Genomic DNA, 20,878 nt, shown 5'->3' with positions numbered 1-20,878 from the left:
AACATCTGCCGCGCGATGCATTTACGCGGGCGCGGTTAACCGTTTTGTTTGGAGGCAACCGCAAAATCCAGCAGTTCCCGCAAGCGTTCGTAAGATTTTGTATAGTACAAATATCCGATCAGGCACTCAAACGCAGTGCTGTGGCGGTATTCCAGCACGTTCGCGTTTTTGGCCGTCGTTCCCGACTTGGCGTTGCGCCCCCGCTTGACCACGTCCCGCTCCTCGTCCGTCAGCCGGGGCAGCAAAGCTTCCAGCAGCTTGGCCTGCGCTTTGGCCGAGACGAACCGGGTCGCCTCCTTGTGCAAATGATTCGGCCGGTGATTCGGCAGAGAAATTACATACTGCCTGATGTACACCTCGTACACGGCGTCCCCGATATAGGCAAGCACCAGCGGACTCATCAGCTGCGGACTTTTGGCCGGCGGAAAATGGAACAGCTGAGGGGCGTCCGAAAAGAGCTCGCTCATTTGCGGCGCCAGCGTATTCCTTGCGGCGTATCCTCAAGGAATATCCCTTTCTCCGTCAGCAGGTCGCGGATTTCATCGGCTCTCGCCCAGTTTTTAGACTTGCGGGCTTCCGTCCGCTCCACGATCAGCCGTTCGATTTCTTCATCCAGCAATTCGTCGGCCCCCTGGCTTAATATGCCGATAACCCGATCGAAAGCCTGAAGTTGATCAAGGAACAACTGCACGGCGGCGGCGTTCACCCGCTCCTGCTGCAAATACAAATTCGCTTCCGCGACCAAATCGAATACAGCGGTAATCGCGTCCGGCGTATTGAAATCGTCGTTCATCTTATCATCAAATTGACGCGCAATGGCAGCAATCCGCTCGCTCAGGGCAGCTTCCACCGCGTCATCGATAGATGCGGTGGCAAGGCGATGCTTCAAATTGTCGTAAGCATTTTGAATCCGTTCGAGCGCGTTGGCGGCCTGCTTCAAGCTTTCGTCGCTGAAATTCAGCGGGTTGCGGTAATGCGCGGAAAGCATGAAGAAGCGGAACACTTCCGGCTTGATCTTCTTGATCAAATCGCGGATCAGGATGCCGTTGCCGAGCGATTTGGACATTTTTTCGTTATCGATGTTCAGGAATGCGTTGTGCAGCCAGTAGTTGGCCATCGGGTGTCCCGTAACCGCTTCGGTCTGGGCGATTTCGCACTCATGATGCGGGAACGCCAAGTCCTGTCCGCCTCCGTGAATGTCGATCGTTTCGCCCAAATATTTGCGTACCATGGCGGAGCATTCGATATGCCAGCCGGGGCGGCCTTGTCCCCACGGGCTGTCCCAGTAAATCTCGCCCGGCTTGGCCGCCTTCCACAGGACGAAATCCTGCGGATTCTCCTTGCGGTCGTCGACTTCGATGCGGATGCCGTACTGAAGCTCCTCCAAATTTTGATGGGACAGCTTTCCGTACTCGGCGAATTTCGTCGTTCTGTAGTATACGTCCCCTCGGCTTTCATAGGCGTAGCCTTGCGCTTCGAGCGCAGCGATGAAATCGATAATTTCCTGAATATTTTCCGTAACCCGGGGATTCAGGCTGGCCTCGCGCACGCCGAGCGCCCGGATATCTTCCAGAAACGCCCGGATGTACGTCTCCGCGAGCTGAGGCACCGTCTGGCCGACCTCTTCGGCCTTGCGGATCATTTTATCGTCCACATCGGTAAAGTTGGTCACGTAAGTCACGGCATACCCTTGAGATTCCAGAAATCTCCGGACAACATCGAAGAAAATAACCGGTCTGCCGTTGCCGATATGAATATAGTTATATACGGTTGGGCCGCAAACATACATTTTGACCTTGTTCGGCTCGATCGGAACGAACTCTTCTTTTTTACGGGATAGCGTGTTATACACTTTGAGCGTCATGCTCTCTGGCTCCTCCATTCTTGTGCCTTTCTTGTTCAAGCTGCGACTTCAGGTCGTTGATCTGCTTCTGCAGCCCCTCAAATATATCGATGACTGGGTCCGGCAAGCTCGTATGATCCAATCGGTTCACGCGCACACCGTCCCGCTTTACGATTTTACCCGGAATACAAACAACGGTGCTGTTGGGAGGCACTTCTTTAATGACTACGGTATTCGGGCCGATTCGGGAATTTTCCCCTACGGTAAACGATCCGATGATTTTGGCTCCCGATCCTATAATAACATTATTCCCGATCGTTGGGTGCCTTTTTCCCTTTTCCTTGCCTGTTCCCCCCAGCGTGACGCCCTGGTACAAAGTTACATCGTCACCGATGACGCACGTTTCCCCGATAACGACCCCCATGCCATGATCGATGAACAGCCGGTCTCCGATTACTGCGCCGGGATGAATTTCGATTCCCGTCATAAACCGGCTGAATTGCGAGACGATGCGGGCCACTGTGAAAATGCCGCGTTTATAAAACCAATGACCGATCCGATGCCACCAAATGGCATGAAGCCCCGAATACGTAAACACGACTTCAAACCAGCTTCGTGCAGCCGGGTCGTTATCGAATACGGCGGAAATATCGGATTTGATCGTTTTCCACATGCTCTTCACCTTCTTAAACGGGAGTAAAATCAAAAAGCCCCCGCAGCCATAAGGCTGCAGAGGCGTTCTACCGCGGTTCCACTCTGCTTGGTGACTCGGAAGTCTCCCAACTCTAGCTTCCCTTAACGTGGGCATCCGGCTGCGCCTACGGTTCTCGTGCGAGAATTCGGCGCGGCAGCTCACAGGTGCATTTCCGGTTGCAGGAATTGGATAATTCACAGCCCGAAGCCTGACGCTTCGATTATCCTCTCTGGGAATTCCTTGACAATCGTACTCTCCTGATCGTCGCTTATCATAATGAACTAAGTATAGCGAAAAGATAGCGGCTTTACAATCACTTCCGCAGCCTTGACACAACTTTTTGTTTGCCGAGCAAATAAATCGACATATTCAAATCCGGTCCGTGCACTTGTCCGGTCAAGGCCGCGCGAATGGACATGAACAGCTGCTTGCCTTTATAGCCGGTATCCTTTTGCACCTGCTTGAGCAGGGCCGGAATCTCATCGACCGTCAGCTCGGCTGCCTGTTCGATCTGCTGCAGGAAGCTTTGCAGCACGACAGGAACGTGCTCTTCTTGCAGAACCGCTGCCGCTTCTTCGTCGATATGGAGCTCGTCCTGGAAAAACAGCCTCGACAAATCGACAATTTCCGCCGCGTAGCGCATTCTTTCCTGGTTAAGCCCTACCAGAGCGCTTACCCACTCTTGCGCAGCCGCATCCAGCTCTTCCCGGATGAACCCGGCTTTTTGCAGATGAGGAATGCACAGTTCGACAACGCGGGACAGCGGAGCTTTTTTCAAATAATGGTTGTTCATCCAATTGAGCTTGTCCATGTCGAATACGGCAGGGCTCTTGGATACGCGGCTCAGGTCGAACCCGGCGATCAGTTCTTCTTTGGTGAAAATTTCTTCTTCTCCCCCCGGCGACCAGCCGAGCAGCGCGATAAAGTTCAGCACCGCTTCAGGCAAATAACCGAGTTCCTTGTACTGCTCGATAAATTGGATAATGGACTCGTCCCGCTTGCTCATTTTTTTGCGGTCCTGATTCAGAATCAGCGCCAAATGGGCGAATTCGGGAGTCGGCAGCCCCAAAGCTTCATACATCATAATCTGTCTCGGCGTATTGGACAAATGCTCCTCGCCGCGGATGACGAGATTGATCCGCATCAGGTGGTCGTCGAGAATAACGGCGAAATTATAAGTAGGTATGCCGTCCGGGCGGACAATGATAAAATCGCCGATGCCGTTCGACTCGAATTCGACATGCTCGCGCACTTTGTCCTCGAAGGCGATCACGCGGTCTTCGGGCACGCGAAAACGAATGGACGGCTTGCGGCCCGCAGCCTTATAAGCTTCGGCCTGCTCCGCCGTCAGATTGCGGCACTTGCCGGAGTACCGCGGCATTTCGCCGCTCGCTTCCTGCTCGGCGCGCTCCTGCTCAAGCTCTTCCTCCGAGCAGTAGCAATGATAAGCGTCGCCTTGACTCAGCAATTGCTCGACGTACGGCCGGTACAGGTCCAGGCGCTCCATTTGGCGGTACGGACCGTACGGGCCTCCGATATCCACGCTTTCGTCCCACTCGAGACCAAGCCATTTGAGACCGTTCAGCTGGTCGGCGATGCCGGACTCCTTGTGGCGGGTTTGATCCGTATCTTCAAAACGAACGATGAAAGCCCCGTTATGCCGGCGGGCCAGCAAATAGTCAAAAAGCGCGGTACGGGCGCCGCCGATATGCAAATGCCCGGTAGGACTGGGCGCATAACGCACGCGTAATGGATGACTCATGATAAATCCCCTCTTTGTCCATAATTATCTGCTATTCTAGCACATCTCGAATTAAACAAACAACCGATTGCGCGGCGATGCCTTCGCCTCTTCCGGTGAATCCGAGCTGTTCCGTCGTTGTCGCCTTGACGTTCACCTGCTCGGGCGTCGCCTCCAGCGCCTCCGCGATAATCGCTGCCATTTGCGGAATATAGGGCGCCATTTGCGGCTTCTGCGCAATGATCGTCGAATCGGAATTGCCGAGCCGGTAGCCTTTGTCTTTGGCCAGCTGCCAGACCTGTTTCAGCAGCACCAGACTGTCGGCATCCTTGAACTCGGCGGACGTGTCGGGAAAATGCTTGCCGATATCCCCCAGACCGAGCGCTCCCAAAATCGCGTCAGTGATCGCATGCAGCAGCACGTCGGCGTCCGAATGGCCGAGCAGCCCCTTTTCATAAGGAATCGTGACGCCCCCGATAATGCATTTGCGGCCCTCCGCCAATTGATGCACGTCAAAACCTTGTCCAACTCGAATCATGACTTACCCTCTCCCCTTGCATGTTCTAGAAGCCATTCCGCCCAAGGCAAGTCCTCGGGGGACGTAATTTTGATGTTGTAGTAGTCCCCTTCGACAACGAGAACTTTTGTTCCCATTCTCTCCACCAGGCTTGCATCGTCCGTGCCGATAAAGCCTTCCCGGGCAGCTCGCTCATGCGCCTCTCTTAAAAGAGAAAGCTGAAAAGCCTGCGGCGTTTGGATCGCCCACAAGCTTCGTCTGTCCGGCGTGGATTGAATTTGCTTCGCTTCATCGACAATTTTGATCGTATCCTTCACAGGCACGGCCAGCACCGCGGCACCCGCCTCCTTCGCCTTTTGCAGACAATCGAGAACGTGCTCCACGGCTACGAAAGGCCTGACGCCGTCATGCACAAGCACCCACTCCGTGTCCGGCCCCAGCGCTTCCAAGCCCAGTCTTACGGAATCCTGCCGCTCGGCGCCGCCGACTTGAATGCGGGTCACTTTGGTCAGCGCGTTATCCGCCACGAATTGCTGGCAGCGGACAACATCCGCCTCCGGAGCGACCAAAATGATTTCGTCCACTTCACGTATGTTTTGAAATAATTGCAACGTATGTACCAAAATCGGTTTTTTGCCGATCTGCAAATATTGTTTGCTCTCTACCGTCCGCATGCGGGACCCTTTGCCCGCCGCCACGATGACAACCCCTAGCTTCCCCATAAATTCCCCACCTGGATAATTGCTGATTTGCCTCCCCCTATCATACTAATTTTACTGGGCTTTTTCCAACAATTTCGGCTTTGCGAAAATCATCCGGCCCGCCGATGTCTGCAGCACGCTCGTAACCATCACTTCCAGCGTCGTTCCGATAAACTCGCGCCCGCCTTCCACTACGATCATCGTGCCGTCGTCGAGATAGGCAACGCCTTGTCCGTGCTCCTTGCCGTCTTTGATGACCTGCACAATAATTTCTTCCCCGGGAAGCACCACCGGTTTGACGGCGTTAGCCAGATCGTTGATGTTCAGAACCGAGACGCCTTGAAGCTCGCACACCTTATTCAGGTTGAAATCATTCGTAATCACTTTGCCCTGCAGCACTTTAGCCAAGCGGACGAGCTTGCTGTCTACCTCGGAAATTTCCTCGAAATCCCCTTCGTAGATCAGCACCTTCACTTCCAGCTCTTTCTGAATCTTGTTTAAAATGTCCAGACCGCGCCGGCCGCGGTTACGTTTGAGCAAATCCGAGGAATCCGCGATATGCTGCAGCTCTTCCAGCACGAATTCCGGGATTACCAGCGTGCCTTCGATAAAGCCCGTTTTGCAAATATCCGCGATGCGCCCGTCGATAATCACGCTCGTGTCCAAGATTTTATGCTCCTCATACGGTCGATGCGTCTGCTTATCGGAGCCTTGGGACCGGCTTTTGGCCCAAATTTGCATCAGCTCGTCCCGCTTGTTATAACCGATGCGGAATCCCATAACGGCGAGCACGGCAGCGGCAACGACCGGTACGAAAGGCCCGGCCCAAGTAGCTTGCGCAAGCACGGGAAAAGCGAGCGCCGAGATCAGCAGGCCGATGACAAGTCCGACAGTTCCCGAGAGCAGGTCGGCTGCGGGAATGCTTTCGACGTTCCTTTCTCCCCGGATCAGCAGCTTCATGCCATAATCGGCCACCCAGGCCGACAACACGAACATAGCGGCGGCACACAAGCCGGCCAGCCAGAAAGCTTGTCCTTTTCCGTCGGCAAAACCCGTCATACGAAGTATCGAATCACTCCATTGATAGCCCAAACTTCCCCCCATGATTGCAAAAATGATTTGTATCCATTTCTTCATCATAGATTCACCTCCACGTCAAACTATGTTTAAGTCCCTTTTACAATTATGTTCCAATTTATCCAACGTTAATCATTCAAATTGAAATATTAGGGGGCTTCCATTATAATGAAGTTGGAAGTTACAAACACACCGAGGTGGATAAATGAGCACCCTGACCTTAAAGCAGTTCCAGGATCAAGTATCCGAGTTGTTGCTCCGTCACCGCAGCTTGCTTGACGTCCTATCCAAATTTCAACAAACGAATGCAGCAACGAACCGCTCGGTCATTAAATCCATTACGGAATGCGGATGTATCGGGATTCATGCCGCCAAACAGCAGTATCATTCCGATATGACGTTGGACGAGGCCAAGGAAGTACTGGAGACTCATGTGAACGGACAGTTGTGCGAGCAATGCAGCGAAGTTCTGAGCGCCGAACTCGGGCGGAACTTGTTCTATATGGCGGCTCTTGGCAACATTCTTCAGGTAGATTTGGAGCAAGTTTTGGAGAATGAATCCAAAAAATGCTCGACACTCGGACTTTTCAACATGTCTTGATGACGATGACAAAACAAAAAAGCATTTATTTTTTCTGAAGCGCTTCAGAGAAAATAAATGCTTTTTATTTTCGGAATGCCGGTCTTATACGTCGGATTTGACGGAGTTGTCATCCATTGCGCGTCTTTTGTTGCGTCTGCGCAATCGGATGAAGATGCCATCAACGTTTTTTTTTAAGCCGTACAATGCGTAGAGCAGCAAAGGTACGAAAATCATTTTGGAAATCGACTCCGGCCATTTCACCGCTATTAAGACCGCAACCGCTACGATAAGCGGCGTCACCCATATGGCGGCCTTCGGAATGCCGGCTTTCTTGAAGTTCGGGTATTTTACCGTGCTGACCATCAAATAAGACAGAAGAACAGTGCTGACCAACAGGACGTACACGTTAATTTCGTTATTGAACAAAGCAAGCGTACAGAGCACGCCGCCCGCAGCCGGTATCGGCAGCCCGATGAAATATCCGGGAGTTCCGGCCACGACATTAAAGCGGGCCAGACGCAGAGCGCCGCAAATCGGGAATATCGCCGTTACGATCCAGGCAAAAGCCGGACTGATTACGGCCGGATTGTTAAACGCAACGACATACATAATAAATGCGGGAGCAACACCGAACGAAATAACGTCGGACAGCGAATCCAACTCTTTGCCAAATTCACTTTGCGCATTCAGCGCCCGTGCCACTCTTCCATCCAGCCCATCCAGCAACATGGCTACGATTACAAGAACTGCGGCGCGTCCCGGTTCTCCGTTGAACACCAGGATGATCGAGAGAACGCCAAGGAATAAGTTCCCTACGGTAAAAAGGCTGGGAATCGATTTTGTTAACATATGTTTTTGTCCACCTCTGGATTTACTATACCCTAATTCACGCCTTAATAAAACCTCAACAATGATACTTTATGATTGTATCTACTTTAAATATGTCTGTCAATGAAGACTTGTTCCTGAATTCGCTTCAAACCTTCCTTGATCGCGCGCGCTCTGACCTCTCCGATGCCGTCGACTTCATCCAGCTCCTCGATGGTTGCCATCATCATATGCGGCAGGTAGCCGAATTTCTCGACCAGATTGGCAATAATGATCGAGGGAAGCCGCGGGATTTTGCCGAGCATTCTGAACCCTCTGGGCGATACGGGCTCTTCCGCAATCGCATTCGTATGTGAGTAGCCCAGCAGGCGGATAATTTGTTGAGGTTCCAAAAGCTCATCCGACGAGAGGCGCTTCAGCCCCGTCAACACGTCTTTGACCTTGTCATCCGATAGGTCGCGGACGTAATCTTTGATCAGCAGTCGCGCCTCCAACTCCGAATTGCCGACCAGTTCTTCGAGCTGCATGCTGATTAGACGGCCCTCATTGCCAAGCTCGTTGATGTACCGGTTGATTTCGGCCCTGATTCTAAGCACCATCTCGAACCGGGCGATGACGTTGGTCACATCGTGCAAAGTAACCAGCTCTTCGAATTCCGACGCGCCCAAATTGGTGAGCGATTGATCCAGCACCACTTTGTACCGTTCCAGCGTCTGAATCGCCTGATTCGCCTTGGTCAAAATAACGCCGATATCTTTCAGCGCATAGCGCAAATTGCCTTGATACAGCGTTATGACATTACGCCTTTGCGAGATCGAAACGACGAGCTTGTTCGTCTGCTTAGCCACCCGCTCGGCGGTCCGATGCCGGATGCCTGTTTCGGACGACTGGATCGACGAGTCCGGAATCAGCTGCGTGTTCGCATACAATATTCTTTTTATATCTTCGCTTAAAATAATCGCCCCGTCCATCTTTGCTAGCTCGTAGAGGTAATTGGGCGAGAAATCGCAATCAATCGAAAAGCCGCCGTCTACGATTTCCATCACTTCCGGACTATAGCCGACGACAATCAGTCCTCCCGTTTTGGCACGCAGGACATTTTCCAATCCGTCTCTGAACGCGGTACCAGGGGCTACCATTTGCAGCAACTGGCTCATTACGTCCCGCTTCGTCTCTTCTTTGCTCATTTTATTCCTCCTGATGACTGGCTGGCTCCATGCAGGCGAGTCAACCCAGCGCCGCTGCTAGTGCCTCTGATACCGTGTTTACTCCGATAATCTCCATTCCGGGGGGATGCGTCCATCCCTTCAAGCTTTTCTCCGGCATAATGACTCTGCGGAAGCCCAGCTTCTGCGCCTCTTTCACCCGCTGATCAATGCGGGAAACGCCGCGCACTTCGCCCGTCAAGCCGATCTCCCCAAACACAACGTCATACGGCCGGGTCGGCTGGTCCTTGAAAGAAGAGGCTATACTGATCGCCACAGCCAGATCGACTGCAGGCTCATCCAGTTTGACGCCGCCAGCTACATTCAGGTAGGCGTCCTGATTTTGCAGGAAAAGCCCCATGCGCTTCTCCAGCACCGCCATAATCAGCGAAAGCCGGTTATGATCGATGCCCGTAGCCATTCTGCGCGGGGATGGAAAATTCGTAGTTGATACTAATGCCTGAATTTCGACGAGCACAGGCCGGGTTCCTTCCATACTCGCTACAACCGTGGAACCCGCCACCCCGAGCGGCCGTTCGGACAGGAACAGCTCCGACGGATTGCTGACTTCGACAAGTCCCGCTTCCTGCATTTCAAAGATGCCGATTTCATTGGTCGAACCAAAACGGTTCTTCACCGCTCTCAGCAAGCGATAGGAATGATGCCGCTCGCCCTCGAAGTACAGCACGCAATCAACCATGTGCTCCAGCATTCTCGGTCCTGCAATGGCCCCTTCCTTCGTGACGTGACCGACGAGGACCGTTGCAATTCCTTTGCCTTTAGCAATTCTCATAAAATGGCCTGTGCATTCACGAACTTGGCCAACCGTGCCCGGAGCGGACGCAATAGCCGGATGATAAACCGTTTGAATGGAGTCAATGACCAAAAAATCGGGATCCGTTTCCTGAATCGCCTCTTCGATCAGCTCCAGATTCGTTTCGCAGAGCACATACAGCAGCGGCGACGACGCTTCCAGGCGGTCAGCCCGCAGCTTCGTTTGCTTAACCGATTCCTCTCCGGATATATAAAGCACTTTCTGCCCGGCTTGCGTAAGCGCGAATGAAGTTTGCAGCAGCAGCGTCGACTTGCCGATCCCCGGGTCTCCTCCGACGAGAATCAGGGAACCGGGAACGATGCCTCCGCCCAACACGCGGTTCAATTCCTGGTTATTCGTCAATACTCTCGGCTCAGGGCTGCTCTCGATATGTATGATAGGGGTGGGCTTTTCTTTCGTTCTGGCGAAAGAGGAATTCATCCCCTGGGTGCGAACAACGGTTTCCACTTCTTCAACCATCGTGTTCCACGATTGGCAGCCTGGGCATTTGCCCATCCATTTCGGCGATTCGTAGCCGCACTCCTGGCAGCAAAATTTCGTCTTCTGTTTGCTCATTATGCACTTGCTCCCTTATAAGACATGCGGAAATATCTGGCTATACTTACCAATAAAAGTTTACCACTTTTGCTAAGTGTGTGAAAGGGCCGATGAAAAATATACGAAAGAAAAAGCATTTTGCCGCCACCGCAACGGATGGAGCAAAATGCTTTTCAGGAACATTATTGGGCTGTTACGCCTTCGCCGCGAAGGACGACAAGCTCGCCTTCTTTTTCGTCGATGGTTAAGGAATCGCCTTTGGAGATATTGCCTCTGAGCAGCTCCTCGGACAGCCGGTCCTCGATATGCTTTTGAATCGCTCTGCGCAGCGGTCTTGCCCCGTAAGTCGGGTCAAAGCCTTCTTTGGCAAGGAACATTTTCGCTTTGTCCGTAAGGTTGAAGTCCACTTCCTGCTCTTTCAGGCGCTTGCGCAGATCGTCCGCCATCAGGCTAACGATTTGAGCGATATGCTGCTCATCCAGAGAGTGGAAGACGATGATCTCGTCGATCCGGTTCAGGAACTCCGGACGGAAGCTTTTCTTCAGCTCGCCCATCACTTTGTCTTTCATGTTGGAGTATTCTTTGCCGGCATCCTGCACGGCCGTAAAGCCGAGCGTGGAGTTTTTCTTGATCATCTCCGCGCCCACGTTGGACGTCATGATGATCAACGTGTTGCGGAAATCGACGGTGCGGCCTTTGGAATCCGTCAGGCGTCCGTCCTCCAGCACTTGAAGCAGGATGTTGAACACTTCAGGATGAGCTTTCTCGATCTCGTCAAGCAGGACGACCGAGTATGGTTTGCGGCGCACTTTTTCAGTAAGCTGGCCGCCTTCCTCATATCCGACATACCCCGGAGGCGCTCCTACCAGGCGGGATGTGGAGTGCTTCTCCATGTACTCGGACATATCGATGCGAATGACGGCGTTTTGATCGCCGAACAGCGATTCCGCCAGGGCGCGTGCCAGTTCCGTTTTACCTACGCCGGTTGGTCCAAGGAAGATGAAGGAGCCCATCGGGCGCTTCGGATCTTTCAGACCGGCTCTGGCGCGGCGGATGGCGCGGCTTACCGCTTTGACCGCCTCTTCTTGACCGATTACGCGCTCATGCAAAATGTCTTCCATTTTGAGCAGACGCTCGGTCTCTTCTTCGGCCAGTTTGCTGACCGGAATTCCCGTCCAGCTTGCAACGACCTGAGCGATATCCTCCGGAGTCACTTCGGTATCCAGACGGCCTTGTTTTTCTTTCCACTCGTTTCGCGTGGAATCCAGTTCCTCGCGAAGTTTTTGCTCGGTATCGCGCAGGCCGGCCGCTTTTTCGAACTCCTGGCTTTGCACGGCCGCATCTTTTTCCTTGCGGATATCATCCAGCTTATTTTCCAACTGTTTCAAGCTAGGCGGAATCGTGTAGGAACGCAGCCTTACTTTGGAGCTGGCCTCGTCAATAAGGTCAATCGCCTTATCCGGCAGGAAACGGTCGGTGATATAGCGGTCGGACAGCTTCACCGCTTCCTCGATAGCCGCATCCGTAATTTTCACGCGGTGATGCGCTTCGTAACGGTCGCGGAGCCCGTGAAGAATTTGAATCGCTTCGTCAGGAGACGGCTGGTCTACCGTAATCGGTTGGAAACGGCGCTCGAGCGCTGCATCTTTCTCGATATATTTGCGGTATTCGTCCAGCGTAGTCGCCCCGATGCACTGCAGCTCGCCTCTCGCCAGCGCCGGCTTCAGGATGTTCGACGCATCGATCGCGCCTTCCGCCCCGCCTGCGCCGATCAAAGTGTGCAGCTCGTCAATGAACAACACGATATTGCCCGCTTGGCGAATCTCGTCCATAATCTTTTTGAGCCGGTCTTCGAACTCGCCGCGGTACTTGGTTCCCGCAACGACCGAGCCCATATCGAGGGTCATGACCCTTTTATCTTTCAACGTTTCCGGAATTTCATTGTTGATGATTTTTTGCGCCAAGCCTTCGGCAATCGCCGTTTTACCGACGCCCGGTTCCCCGATCAGGACCGGATTGTTTTTCGTTCTGCGGCTCAGCACTTGAATGACGCGCTCGATTTCCTTGCTGCGCCCGATAACCGGATCCAAATGGCCCTCTTTCGCAAATGCGGTGAGGTCTCTGGCCAAACCGTCAAGCGTCGGCGTGTTCACATTCGGATTAGCGCCGTGGCTCGGTGATACGGTTTCGCTGCTGCCGAGCAGCTGCAGCACTTGCTGGCGCGCTTTATTCAGGCTGACGCCGAGGTTGTTCAGCACACGCGCCGCGACCCCTTCGCCTTCGCGAATGAGCCCGAGTAAAATGTGCTCGGTTCCTACGTAAGTATGGCCTAATTTTCTGGCTTCGTCCATAGAAAGCTCAATGACTTTCTTTGCTCTCGGCGTGTACGCGATGTTGGTCGGCTGTTCTTGACCGCGGCCAATCAAGGATTCCACTTCGTCCTGGATCTTCTCAAGCCCCAGGCCCAGTGCAATCAGCGCTTTGGCTGCAATCCCCTCGCCTTCACGGATCAGTCCGAGTAAAATATGCTCAGTTCCAATATTGTTGTGCCCCAACCGAACGGCCTCTTCTTGAGCTAAGGAGAGAACCTTTTGCGCTCGTTCCGTAAATCTTCCAAACATCATAGAGAAACACCTCCAAAAGTAATATATCTATGGAAAACCCAAAGGATGATGCTGCCTTTAATAGCGGCCGAATTTTTCCCGGATCAATTCCGCCCTGCGGATGTCGCGGTCTTCGGCGGACAACTTTTCTCCCGCGCTCTGCTGCAAAAATCCGGGCTGCGTCATCACCAGCAGTTCATTGAGAATGTTGGATGAAACATTGTTGATGATCCCAACGTCAATGCCCAGCCTCACATCCGACAATCGTTGGGCCGCTTCCTTCGAGTCCATAATCCCCGCATAGGATAATATCCCGAGGGAGCGGTTGACGCGGTCGATGATGCGCATTTTGGATTCTTGCATTAGCTTATGCCTTGCGGCGCGTTCATGCTCGATAATTTGCCGCGCTACGCTAAAAAGATTGTCGATGATCTCGTCTTCCGACTGGCCCAACGTAATCTGGTTGGAGATTTGAAACAGATTACCTAAAGCTTCGCTGCCTTCCCCGTATAATCCTCTAACGGTCAGCCCAACTTGTGTAACCGCCGATAAAATCCGGTTGATTTGTTGGGTGAGCACGAGCGCGGGGAGATGCATCATGACGGAAGCCCGAATCCCTGTGCCCACATTCGTAGGACAGCTCGTCAGATAGCCTCTTTTCTCATCATACCCGTAATCAAGCTGGGATTCAAAAATATCGTCAAGCTGATTGGCCAAATCCCATACTTCTTTAATCTGAAATCCGGGACACAAGCACTGGATCCGCAAATGGTCTTCTTCGTTGATCATAATGCTGATAGATTCATTCTCGCTTAATATGACGGCTCCATTCCTGGATTCGTTCGCCAGATTCGGGCTGATCAAGTGCTTTTCCACCAGCACCATCCGCTCCAGCTCGTTAAGCTCCGACAACGGAATCAGCGAAAAATGACTGATCGTTTCCAGCTCTTCGTTGTCCAAAACCCCAGAGAGCCGATCAAGCACTTCCTCCGATTGCTGATTCGTCGCGAGCATGGGATAAGGATAATCCTTGAGGTTGCGGGCAATGCGTATCCGACTGCTGATGACAATATCGGATTCCGGCCCGTCCCCCTTCATCCATTCGCTTAAAGCATCTCCTGTAAAACGATGCAGCGCCATTGAAATCATACCCTCCTCAAGACCCTAATTTCCGGCGATCTTCTTTTCGATTTCCCGAATTTGATCGCGGATTTTAGCCGCCTGCTCGAACTCTTCGCTTTCGATGCGGGTCATCATTTCCTTTTTGAGACTTTCGATTTCCCGCTTGTATTGAACAAGTCCTCCAGTGCGTTTGGGAACTTTGCCTACATGAACCGTGTTGCCGTGCACTCTTTTGAACAGAGGATCTAATTTCTCCGAAAAGCTTTGGTAGCATGAACCGCAGCCGAATCGCCCGAGTTTGCTGAATTGGGTGTAGGTGAGACCGCAATGTTCGCAGCGCACCGACTGCGGCTTGGCAGAAGCGACCGACGAAGGCTCAAAATCCAGAAGTCCCGACAACAAATTGTGGATGGAAAATCCGTTGGAAGAGCCCGGAATCATCTCGCCCTTCTCGCGGGCGCAAGTTTCGCAAATGTGAAACTCGTTTTTGTCGCCGTTTATGATCTTGGTGAAATGAAGCGTCGCCGGCCGTTTGCCGCACTCCTGACAAATCATAAAGTGTACCCCTCCCTCATTTGCTCAGCAAGGATATCAGCATTGCCTTAAGAATATTAGCGCGGATTTCATCCCGCAGCGGGAGCTCGAATGTCAGCACATCCCTGGAGATGGCCGCCTTGATCAGATTGGCCTCACGTGCAGAAATAAAATGGCCTTCCTGCAGCTGATAAATAAGTCCCTCGGAGGCGACCTGATCTATGTGAGTGTGAATCGTTCGAAAAATGTGATCGAGTATGGAGCCGTGCTGACGCAGCTCGATTTTCTGGATGCGAATATAGCCGCCGCCCCCGCGCTTGCTCTCCACAATGTATCCCTTCTCCAAAGTAAACCGGGTGCTGATAACGTAGTTGATTTGGGACGGAACGCATTGGAACTGATCGGCAAGCTCATTGCGCTGAATCTCGATCGCTCCTTCGGGACTTTGCAGCAAAACTTGTTTCAAGTACTGCTCGATAATTTCTGAAACATTACGCATCAATTCATCCTCCCAGAATTCTAGAAGTAAATTGACTTTGACTTTCTTTGACCTTAACTAAATTATAATCATTTCCTTTCTTTTTGACAAGTGTTGCTGTTAAAAAGTATTTTGCGCCTGATTTGCGGCTCTACACTCAGTATTTACAAAATTACTCCAACTTAACGTCACGGCGCTTTCCAATTGATTCTTTTTTGCTTTTTTTGCTATTGACAAGCAAGCGTACTTAGGAGTACGATTTCAAAGGAATTAAATATGTCCTCGTTAGGTGAGGCTCCTATACAAACATAGGCCACTGCCCGGAAATATCGAAAGATGCCAATGGGTAGAACAGGAACTGCCGGATTAAGGCTTTTCTTAAGGTGGCTAAGCGAACGAACGTTCGCTTTACGTTGTATAGTGTCAAAACTGGACTAGGGGGAGCCGTTTTATTGCCTTGTAAACGCATGCCCTCTGGGACCAATCCCTGAGGGCTTTCATATTGTATGTACAAAGGGGGGAAACTGGAAATGGACAGTAGTAGTCGAATGCGACAGATGAATAGCTTGCCATATGCATTGTTAGCTAGGAAACGTGTGCATCCATTATTCAGCGTACCCTCAGATCGTCATCAAGCATGTTCAAAGCCCGGCTTGCCCAAGGGCTTGTTCTGCCGCTGATTCATCTGATAATCAACCTGAATAGATGGAATATTTGCGCTCTCCTCCTGCCAATTGCAGGGGAGAGTTTTTTTATTTCGCCCAAAGGGGGTTATCACGATGAAATGGAACGGCTTCTCCACCATCAACAGCAAACGTAAGTTCGGTTTGGCGGACATCATCGTCTTTCTCATGCTTATGTCCATTCTTTATATGGCTGCCCAGCTTGGCGCCGGTATGCGCGCCCCATTTTCTCCAAGCCAGCAGCCTGTTATGAACCTTGACCCCTATCTGCTTCCTTATTACGCGGGGCGCTCGCTTTTGAGAATGTTCATCGCCTTCGGCGCTTCGCTATTGTTTACGTTCGTATACGGGCGAATCGCCGCGAATAACCGGATTGCCGAGAAAATTATGATCCCTGCGCTCGACATCCTGCAATCCGTGCCTGTGCTCGGTTTCCTGTCGGCAACCGTCTTGATGTTCATGGCGCTTTTTCCCGGCAGTCTGCTCGGCGTCGAATGTGCTTCGATCTTTGCCATATTCACCGGTCAGGTATGGAATATGACATTCAGCTTCTACCACTCGCTGACAACGATACCGCGGGCGCTGGACGAAGCAGCCAGCATTCACCGGCTTGGCCGGTGGCCGCGCTTTACCAAGCTCGAAGTGCCCTTTTCCATGTTGGGGCTCGTGTGGAACAGCATGATGTCTTTCGGCGGAGGCTGGTTTTTTCTCGCGGCCAGCGAATCGATCAGCGTGCTCAATCAAGACATTCATCTGCCCGGCATCGGCTCTTACATGGCTTTGGCCGCCGATCAAGGAAACGTGAAAGCCATTGTATACGCCATTATCACTATGGTCATTCTGATTATTCTGGTAGACCAGCTGTTCTGGCGGCCGATCGTCGCTTGGGCGCAAAAATTCAAGAACGAGCAAACGGAAGCGGGCGAAGTGCCGCAATCCTGGGTATACGATATCCTCAAACGCGCCAGATTCGTTCGCTACGCTAATCATGCCGCCGGAACCTTTTTTCACGACCTAAGCAGTCGTTTCAAAAAGCGAAGCGCCGCCATCCATTGGCCGAAACCGCCTGCACTCGCATCCAAAATAGCGGTCCGGCTAATCGGAATCGTCATCATTTTGTTCGTCGCGAGGTATGTGTATGAAGCTCTGCTCGAAATCGTACAGTTAAGCTGGAAGGAATTGTTGCGGGTTGTCGGACTCGGGCTTTTAACGGCTCTTCGCGTATTCGTGGCAACGCTGCTGGCCGCAGCATGGACGGTTCCGGTCGGGGTCATGATCGGGATGAGTCCCAAACTATCCAGGATTGCTCAGCCTGTTGTGCAGGTCCTCGCTTCTTTTCCGGCCAATATGGCTTTCCCGTTGTTCGCCATCCTGTACCTGAAGCTTGGGATCAGCATGGATATCGGCGCTGTTCCTCTCATGATGCTGGGAACGCAGTGGTACATCCTGTTCAACGTCATCGCCGGAGCGATGGCCATTCCTTCCGATTTGAAAGAAGCTGCATCTATTTTGCGTTTGTCGCGTCTACAAACATGGGTGAAGTTAATTTTGCCGAGCATATTTCCTTTTCTGATTACGGGATGCATAACCGCCAGCGGCGGCGCTTGGAACGCAAGCATCGTATCCGAGCTCGTCTCGTGGAAAAACAACAACCTGCAAGCGTCCGGGTTAGGAACATTCATTACCGAGGCGACAACCAAAGGAGATTGGCCGCAAATCATTTGGGGAATTATCGTGATGTGCCTGCTGGTCGTTCTGGTCAATCGCTTGGTGTGGCGCAAGCTGTACGCCGTCTCCGAGAAAAAATATCATTTGGAATAGAGGTGTCTTCACCATGAAACATGCATTGATCGAACTGCAGCAAGTTCTCAAACATTACGATATGCCGGGCTCGGCCGGCGCCAACATCCTGGAGGATATCCATCTGAAAATAACGGAAGGCGAGTTTGTCTCCATCCTGGGTCCATCCGGTTCGGGCAAATCCACTCTGCTTCGAATCATTGCCGGGCTCATCCCTCCCTCTCAGGGAGCCGTCTTTTATAACGGTAAAGAAGTACGGGGGACTAATCCCGGAGTCGGCATGGTCTTTCAGTCTTTTGCGCTTTTTCCGTGGCTGACCGTTCTGGAGAACGTAAAACTGGGGCTTGAAAATAAACCGCTGACGGAAGCGGACAAAATGCGCAAAGCCCTCTCGATCATCGATATGGTCGGATTGGACGGATTCGAAAGTGCCTATCCGAAAGAACTGTCGGGAGGGATGAGGCAGCGTGTCGGCATTGGCCGCGCTTTAGTGATGGAGCCCGACATTTTGCTGATGGATGAGCCTTTTTCGGCCTTGGACGTTCTGACCGCGGAGAACCTCAAACGCGACTTGCTTGAACTGTGGACGGAAAAAAAGATTCCTACGAAGTCCATTATTATGGTCACGCACAGCATCGAAGAAGCGGTGTACATGTCCGATCGGGCCATCGTCCTGTCTCGCGACCCTGCCCGGGTCATCGCCGATATTCCCATTTCCATGCCTCATTGGCGAAACAAGCAGGAGCCGCACTTTACAGGCCTTGTCGACAAAATTTATTCTATTTTGACCAAACGCGAAATGAAGCAGGATGAACCGTTTGGCGGGCAAAAGAAAAAGATCGAAAAAGTGCCGAAAGTGCCGGCCGGTGCATTAACGGGATTTATCGAATTGATCGACGATCTCGGGAAAACGGTCGATTTATATAAGCTGGCCGATCAATTAAGCCTGAATCTTGAAGACTTTTTGCCCATTGTCGAAGCCGCGCAGATGCTCGGGTTTGCCAGCATACAACACGGAGATATCGAATTAACGGAGATTGGGCGCCATTTTGCCGATGCCAGCGTTCTGGACAGGAAAGAAATTTTCAAAAAACAGGTGCTGCATCACGTCCCCATGATTGAAAAAATCATCTGGATCTTGCATTCCAAGTCCAATAACAAAATGGAGCGGGAATTTTTCGTGGAAATTTTTGAAAAGCACTTTGGTTCGGAAGAAGCCGCCCATCAGTTGGACATTTTGATTGACTGGGGACGGTACGCCGAATTGTACGCCTATGACGAAAAAGCGAAAAACCTCTATCTTGAACACGATGCAACTGCAGCATCAGAAAATATGTAACCCGGAAACAAATGAAAGGAAGGGTGGCGCATGCTCCAGGAACTGCTGCTAAGAGCGAAAAAATTAGACCCTGTTATTATCTCCTTATTGATATGTTTTATGGCGATCAGCACGATTGCAATTTATAGCGCCACGAATAACACGAAGTATGCCGGGCTGCATATATCGAATTTGGTTATGTTTGCCGTCTTGTTTGTGCCCATGTTGGCCCTCGCCATGATCGATTACAGGGGTATCGTGCGCCACTTATCCGTATATCTTTATATATTCAGCGTCCTTTTGCTAGTTTTCGTCAAGTTTAAAGGGATGAATATTAACGGGTCCCAACGTTGGATTAACCTTCATTTCATGCAATTTCAGCCGTCGGAGCTGGCCAAAGTATTCGTCATCCTGCTGTTGGCGAAAATGATTGAAAAACGCAGCGGCGACTATCTGCGATTCTTTCGAGATATCGTTCCAATGCTGGCCATTGTAGGCATACCGTTTCTGCTCATCATGGATCAGCCCGATATGGGGACATCGATCGTTTTTATTTGCATATTGATCGGCATGTTGTGGATCGGCATGATTCGTGTAAAACATGGACTTATCGGCTTTATCACCTTTATCGTAATTGTCGGCAGCATAACGGCCTTATATTTCGTAGACACGCCTGTTTTCAACAAAATCATAAAAACACACCAGCTTCACAGAATTCAGACCTTTCTGGACCCGACTCTGGATCCGGATCAAAGTTATCATGTTGTCAATTCCATGAGAGCAGTCAGTTCCGGCCAGCTTATGGGCGAAGGCTACCTCAAGGGCAAAATGGTGCAAAGCGGATATATCCCTTATGATTATGCCGACTCGATTTATGTCGTTATCGGTGAGGAATTCGGCTTCATAGGCTCAGCCGTGCTGCTGCTGCTCTATTTTCTACTGATTTATCGAATGATTCTTATTGCGATCAGATGCGAGGATTTAGCCGGATCTTATATAATTATCGGCGTGGTATCGATGTTTACGCTGCAAATTTTTGAGAATATCGCCATGCATACCGGGTTAATGCCGCTTACGGGAATCGCGCTCCCTTTTGTCAGCTATGGAGGAAGTTCTTTAATGAGCAACATGCTGTCCATGGGGCTGGTCCTCAGCATCGTCGTGCATCAATCAAAACCTTTTCATTTCGGGGAAAAATGAAAATATTGTCCGCCTCTGAATGTCGTCGGGGGGCGGCCCTTTCGGGGGCGTTTCTCTTCGGCCGGATACAAAAATAGCCTTCTTGAGATTGTTTTCTCAAGAAGGCTATTTGCAGTGCTTGGCAACGTTCTACTCTCCCAGAACCCTTCGGTTCAAGTACCATCGACGCTGGAGGGCTTAACGGTCGTGTTCGAGATGGGAACGCGTGGATCCCCTCCGCNGCTTGGCAACGTTCTACTCTCCCAGAACCCTTCGGTTCAAGTACCATCGACGCTGGAGGGCTTAACGGTCGTGTTCGAGATGGGAACGCGTGGATCCCCTCCGCCATCATCACCAAACAGGATGTTTCTGCCAGGAAACATCAATCAAACTCCTCAGGCTGACTTGCACCCTGAAAACTAGATACGAAACTTGCGTAAAGTGTGAGTTGAATTGTATAGGTTAAGCCCTCGACCGATTAGTATTCGTCAGCTGCACACGTTGCCGCGCTTCCACCTCGAACCTATCTACCTCGTCGTCTACAAGGGGTCTTACATACTGGGAAATCTCATCTTGAGGGGGGCTTCACGCTTAGATGCT

18 protein-coding genes, 3 rRNA genes and 1 riboswitch are annotated in these 20,878 nt (G+C 51.6%); of the genes, 4 read left to right on the top strand and 17 right to left on the bottom strand.

Going from position 1 to position 20,878, the window contains the following annotated elements:
- Positions 1–35: 35 nt before the first annotated feature.
- From AC0LWT_RS34855 to AC0LWT_RS34825, 7 genes are all read right to left on the bottom strand, one after another.
- On the bottom strand, positions 36–467 hold the full coding sequence (locus AC0LWT_RS34855; protein WP_474686278.1) for a Mini-ribonuclease 3: 432 nt from the start codon (positions 465–467) through the stop codon (positions 36–38).
- A complete protein-coding gene (cysS, locus tag AC0LWT_RS34850; RefSeq protein ID WP_474686276.1) occupies positions 464–1,864 on the bottom strand; it encodes a cysteine--tRNA ligase in 1,401 nt (466 codons plus the stop codon). Before cysS ends, AC0LWT_RS34855 begins: the two co-directional genes overlap by 4 nt.
- A complete protein-coding gene (cysE, locus tag AC0LWT_RS34845; RefSeq protein WP_474686274.1) occupies positions 1,845–2,516 on the bottom strand; it encodes a serine O-acetyltransferase in 672 nt (223 codons plus the stop codon). The genes cysS and cysE overlap by 20 nt, the downstream gene beginning before the upstream one ends.
- Positions 2,517–2,850: 334 nt before the next feature.
- Positions 2,851–4,299 carry a glutamate--tRNA ligase gene (gene gltX / locus AC0LWT_RS34840; protein ID WP_474686272.1) on the bottom strand — a complete coding sequence of 483 codons (1,449 nt, stop codon included), beginning with the start codon at positions 4,297–4,299 and terminating at the stop codon, positions 2,851–2,853.
- A gap of 31 nt (positions 4,300–4,330) precedes the next feature.
- On the bottom strand, positions 4,331–4,816 hold the full coding sequence (ispF, locus tag AC0LWT_RS34835; RefSeq protein ID WP_474686270.1) for a 2-C-methyl-D-erythritol 2,4-cyclodiphosphate synthase: 486 nt from the start codon (positions 4,814–4,816) through the stop codon (positions 4,331–4,333).
- Positions 4,813–5,517 carry a 2-C-methyl-D-erythritol 4-phosphate cytidylyltransferase gene (gene ispD / locus AC0LWT_RS34830; protein ID WP_474686268.1) on the bottom strand — a complete coding sequence of 235 codons (705 nt, stop codon included), beginning with the start codon at positions 5,515–5,517 and terminating at the stop codon, positions 4,813–4,815. The genes ispF and ispD overlap by 4 nt, the downstream gene beginning before the upstream one ends.
- Before the next feature lie 51 nt (positions 5,518–5,568).
- The gene (locus AC0LWT_RS34825; protein WP_474686266.1) at positions 5,569–6,636 is read right to left on the bottom strand and encodes a PIN/TRAM domain-containing protein; all 1,068 of its coding nucleotides are present in this window, start codon (positions 6,634–6,636) and stop codon (positions 5,569–5,571) included.
- A 142-nt stretch (positions 6,637–6,778) separates the two neighbouring features.
- On the opposite strand from AC0LWT_RS34825, the gene AC0LWT_RS34820 reads away from it, so the two are divergent.
- Entirely contained in the window at positions 6,779–7,174 is a 396-nt protein-coding gene (locus AC0LWT_RS34820) for a nucleoside triphosphate pyrophosphohydrolase family protein (RefSeq protein ID WP_474686264.1), read from the top strand.
- An 84-nt stretch (positions 7,175–7,258) separates the two neighbouring features.
- Here the strand turns inward: AC0LWT_RS34820 and pssA are convergent, their stop codons facing one another.
- The 7 genes from pssA to AC0LWT_RS34785 all read right to left on the bottom strand — a co-directional run bounded on the left by pssA (position 7,259) and on the right by AC0LWT_RS34785 (position 15,319).
- Positions 7,259–8,005 (bottom strand): CDP-diacylglycerol--serine O-phosphatidyltransferase, encoded by a 747-nt coding sequence (gene pssA / locus AC0LWT_RS34815; protein WP_474686262.1) that lies wholly within the window; start codon positions 8,003–8,005, stop codon positions 7,259–7,261.
- An 86-nt stretch (positions 8,006–8,091) separates the two neighbouring features.
- Complete coding sequence (gene disA / locus AC0LWT_RS34810) at positions 8,092–9,171, bottom strand: DNA integrity scanning diadenylate cyclase DisA (RefSeq protein ID WP_474686260.1); 1,080 nt, start codon at positions 9,169–9,171, stop codon at positions 8,092–8,094.
- A gap of 40 nt (positions 9,172–9,211) precedes the next feature.
- On the bottom strand, positions 9,212–10,579 hold the full coding sequence (gene radA / locus AC0LWT_RS34805) for a DNA repair protein RadA (RefSeq protein ID WP_474686257.1): 1,368 nt from the start codon (positions 10,577–10,579) through the stop codon (positions 9,212–9,214).
- A gap of 164 nt (positions 10,580–10,743) precedes the next feature.
- Entirely contained in the window at positions 10,744–13,185 is a 2,442-nt protein-coding gene (gene clpC / locus AC0LWT_RS34800; protein WP_474686255.1) for an ATP-dependent protease ATP-binding subunit ClpC, read from the bottom strand.
- 57 nt (positions 13,186–13,242) lie between these two features.
- The gene (mcsB, locus tag AC0LWT_RS34795; RefSeq protein WP_474686253.1) at positions 13,243–14,304 is read right to left on the bottom strand and encodes a protein-arginine kinase McsB; all 1,062 of its coding nucleotides are present in this window, start codon (positions 14,302–14,304) and stop codon (positions 13,243–13,245) included.
- 24 nt (positions 14,305–14,328) lie between these two features.
- Positions 14,329–14,841, bottom strand: coding sequence for a protein-arginine kinase activator protein McsA (gene mcsA, locus AC0LWT_RS34790; protein ID WP_474686251.1), 513 nt, complete (start codon positions 14,839–14,841; stop codon positions 14,329–14,331).
- Positions 14,842–14,857: 16 nt separating this feature from the next.
- Positions 14,858–15,319, bottom strand: coding sequence for a CtsR family transcriptional regulator (locus tag AC0LWT_RS34785; RefSeq protein WP_474686249.1), 462 nt, complete (start codon positions 15,317–15,319; stop codon positions 14,858–14,860).
- A 253-nt stretch (positions 15,320–15,572) separates the two neighbouring features.
- A riboswitch (M-box (ykoK) riboswitch) is annotated at positions 15,573–15,747 on the top strand.
- Between the two features lie 330 nt (positions 15,748–16,077).
- Here AC0LWT_RS34785 and AC0LWT_RS34780 point away from each other — a divergent pair.
- Genes AC0LWT_RS34780 through AC0LWT_RS34770 form a run of 3 tightly spaced genes read left to right on the top strand, consistent with a single transcriptional unit; the run spans position 16,078 to position 20,299 of the window.
- Entirely contained in the window at positions 16,078–17,802 is a 1,725-nt protein-coding gene (locus AC0LWT_RS34780; protein ID WP_474686247.1) for an ABC transporter permease, read from the top strand.
- Positions 17,803–17,815: 13 nt separating this feature from the next.
- A complete protein-coding gene (locus AC0LWT_RS34775; RefSeq protein WP_474686245.1) occupies positions 17,816–19,120 on the top strand; it encodes an ABC transporter ATP-binding protein in 1,305 nt (434 codons plus the stop codon).
- 30 nt (positions 19,121–19,150) lie between these two features.
- Positions 19,151–20,299: an FtsW/RodA/SpoVE family cell cycle protein gene (locus AC0LWT_RS34770; RefSeq protein ID WP_474686243.1), complete on the top strand. Its 1,149-nt coding sequence runs from the start codon at positions 19,151–19,153 to the stop codon at positions 20,297–20,299.
- A 126-nt stretch (positions 20,300–20,425) separates the two neighbouring features.
- On the opposite strand, the gene rrf (AC0LWT_RS34765) is transcribed toward AC0LWT_RS34770, so the two are convergent.
- The 3 genes from rrf (AC0LWT_RS34765) to AC0LWT_RS34755 all read right to left on the bottom strand — a co-directional run.
- A 5S ribosomal RNA gene (rrf, locus tag AC0LWT_RS34765) occupies positions 20,426–20,519 on the bottom strand.
- 1 nt (position 20,520) lies between these two features.
- Positions 20,521–20,637, bottom strand: a 5S ribosomal RNA gene (rrf, locus tag AC0LWT_RS34760).
- 99 nt (positions 20,638–20,736) lie between these two features.
- Positions 20,737–20,878, bottom strand: a 23S ribosomal RNA gene (locus AC0LWT_RS34755); the annotation flags it as partial.

Source organism: Paenibacillus sp. sgz302164 (assembly GCF_056120505.1).
This window is presented reverse-complemented; position numbering and strand designations above follow the sequence as displayed.

What these genes read in the sequence shown, in the direction of transcription:
- ispD (WP_474686268.1), bottom strand. Translation starts at nt 5,517, where the DNA reads ATGGGGAAGCTAGGGGTTGTCATCGTGGCGGCGGGCAAAGGGTCCCGC.
- mcsA (WP_474686251.1), bottom strand. Translation starts at nt 14,841, where the DNA reads ATGATTTGTCAGGAGTGCGGCAAACGGCCGGCGACGCTTCATTTCACC.
- gltX (WP_474686272.1), bottom strand. Translation starts at nt 4,299, where the DNA reads ATGAGTCATCCATTACGCGTGCGTTATGCGCCCAGTCCTACCGGGCAT.
- AC0LWT_RS34785 (WP_474686249.1), bottom strand. Translation starts at nt 15,319, where the DNA reads ATGCGTAATGTTTCAGAAATTATCGAGCAGTACTTGAAACAAGTTTTG.
- cysE (WP_474686274.1), bottom strand. Translation starts at nt 2,516, where the DNA reads ATGTGGAAAACGATCAAATCCGATATTTCCGCCGTATTCGATAACGAC.
- clpC (WP_474686255.1), bottom strand. Translation starts at nt 13,185, where the DNA reads ATGATGTTTGGAAGATTTACGGAACGAGCGCAAAAGGTTCTCTCCTTA.
- ispF (WP_474686270.1), bottom strand. Translation starts at nt 4,816, where the DNA reads ATGATTCGAGTTGGACAAGGTTTTGACGTGCATCAATTGGCGGAGGGC.
- AC0LWT_RS34825 (WP_474686266.1), bottom strand. Translation starts at nt 6,636, where the DNA reads ATGATGAAGAAATGGATACAAATCATTTTTGCAATCATGGGGGGAAGT.
- disA (WP_474686260.1), bottom strand. Translation starts at nt 9,171, where the DNA reads ATGAGCAAAGAAGAGACGAAGCGGGACGTAATGAGCCAGTTGCTGCAA.
- pssA (WP_474686262.1), bottom strand. Translation starts at nt 8,005, where the DNA reads ATGTTAACAAAATCGATTCCCAGCCTTTTTACCGTAGGGAACTTATTC.
- AC0LWT_RS34775 (WP_474686245.1), top strand. Translation starts at nt 17,816, where the DNA reads ATGAAACATGCATTGATCGAACTGCAGCAAGTTCTCAAACATTACGAT.
- AC0LWT_RS34855 (WP_474686278.1), bottom strand. Translation starts at nt 467, where the DNA reads ATGAGCGAGCTCTTTTCGGACGCCCCTCAGCTGTTCCATTTTCCGCCG.
- AC0LWT_RS34770 (WP_474686243.1), top strand. Translation starts at nt 19,151, where the DNA reads ATGCTCCAGGAACTGCTGCTAAGAGCGAAAAAATTAGACCCTGTTATT.
- AC0LWT_RS34820 (WP_474686264.1), top strand. Translation starts at nt 6,779, where the DNA reads ATGAGCACCCTGACCTTAAAGCAGTTCCAGGATCAAGTATCCGAGTTG.
- AC0LWT_RS34780 (WP_474686247.1), top strand. Translation starts at nt 16,078, where the DNA reads ATGAAATGGAACGGCTTCTCCACCATCAACAGCAAACGTAAGTTCGGT.
- mcsB (WP_474686253.1), bottom strand. Translation starts at nt 14,304, where the DNA reads ATGGCGCTGCATCGTTTTACAGGAGATGCTTTAAGCGAATGGATGAAG.
- cysS (WP_474686276.1), bottom strand. Translation starts at nt 1,864, where the DNA reads ATGACGCTCAAAGTGTATAACACGCTATCCCGTAAAAAAGAAGAGTTC.
- radA (WP_474686257.1), bottom strand. Translation starts at nt 10,579, where the DNA reads ATGAGCAAACAGAAGACGAAATTTTGCTGCCAGGAGTGCGGCTACGAA.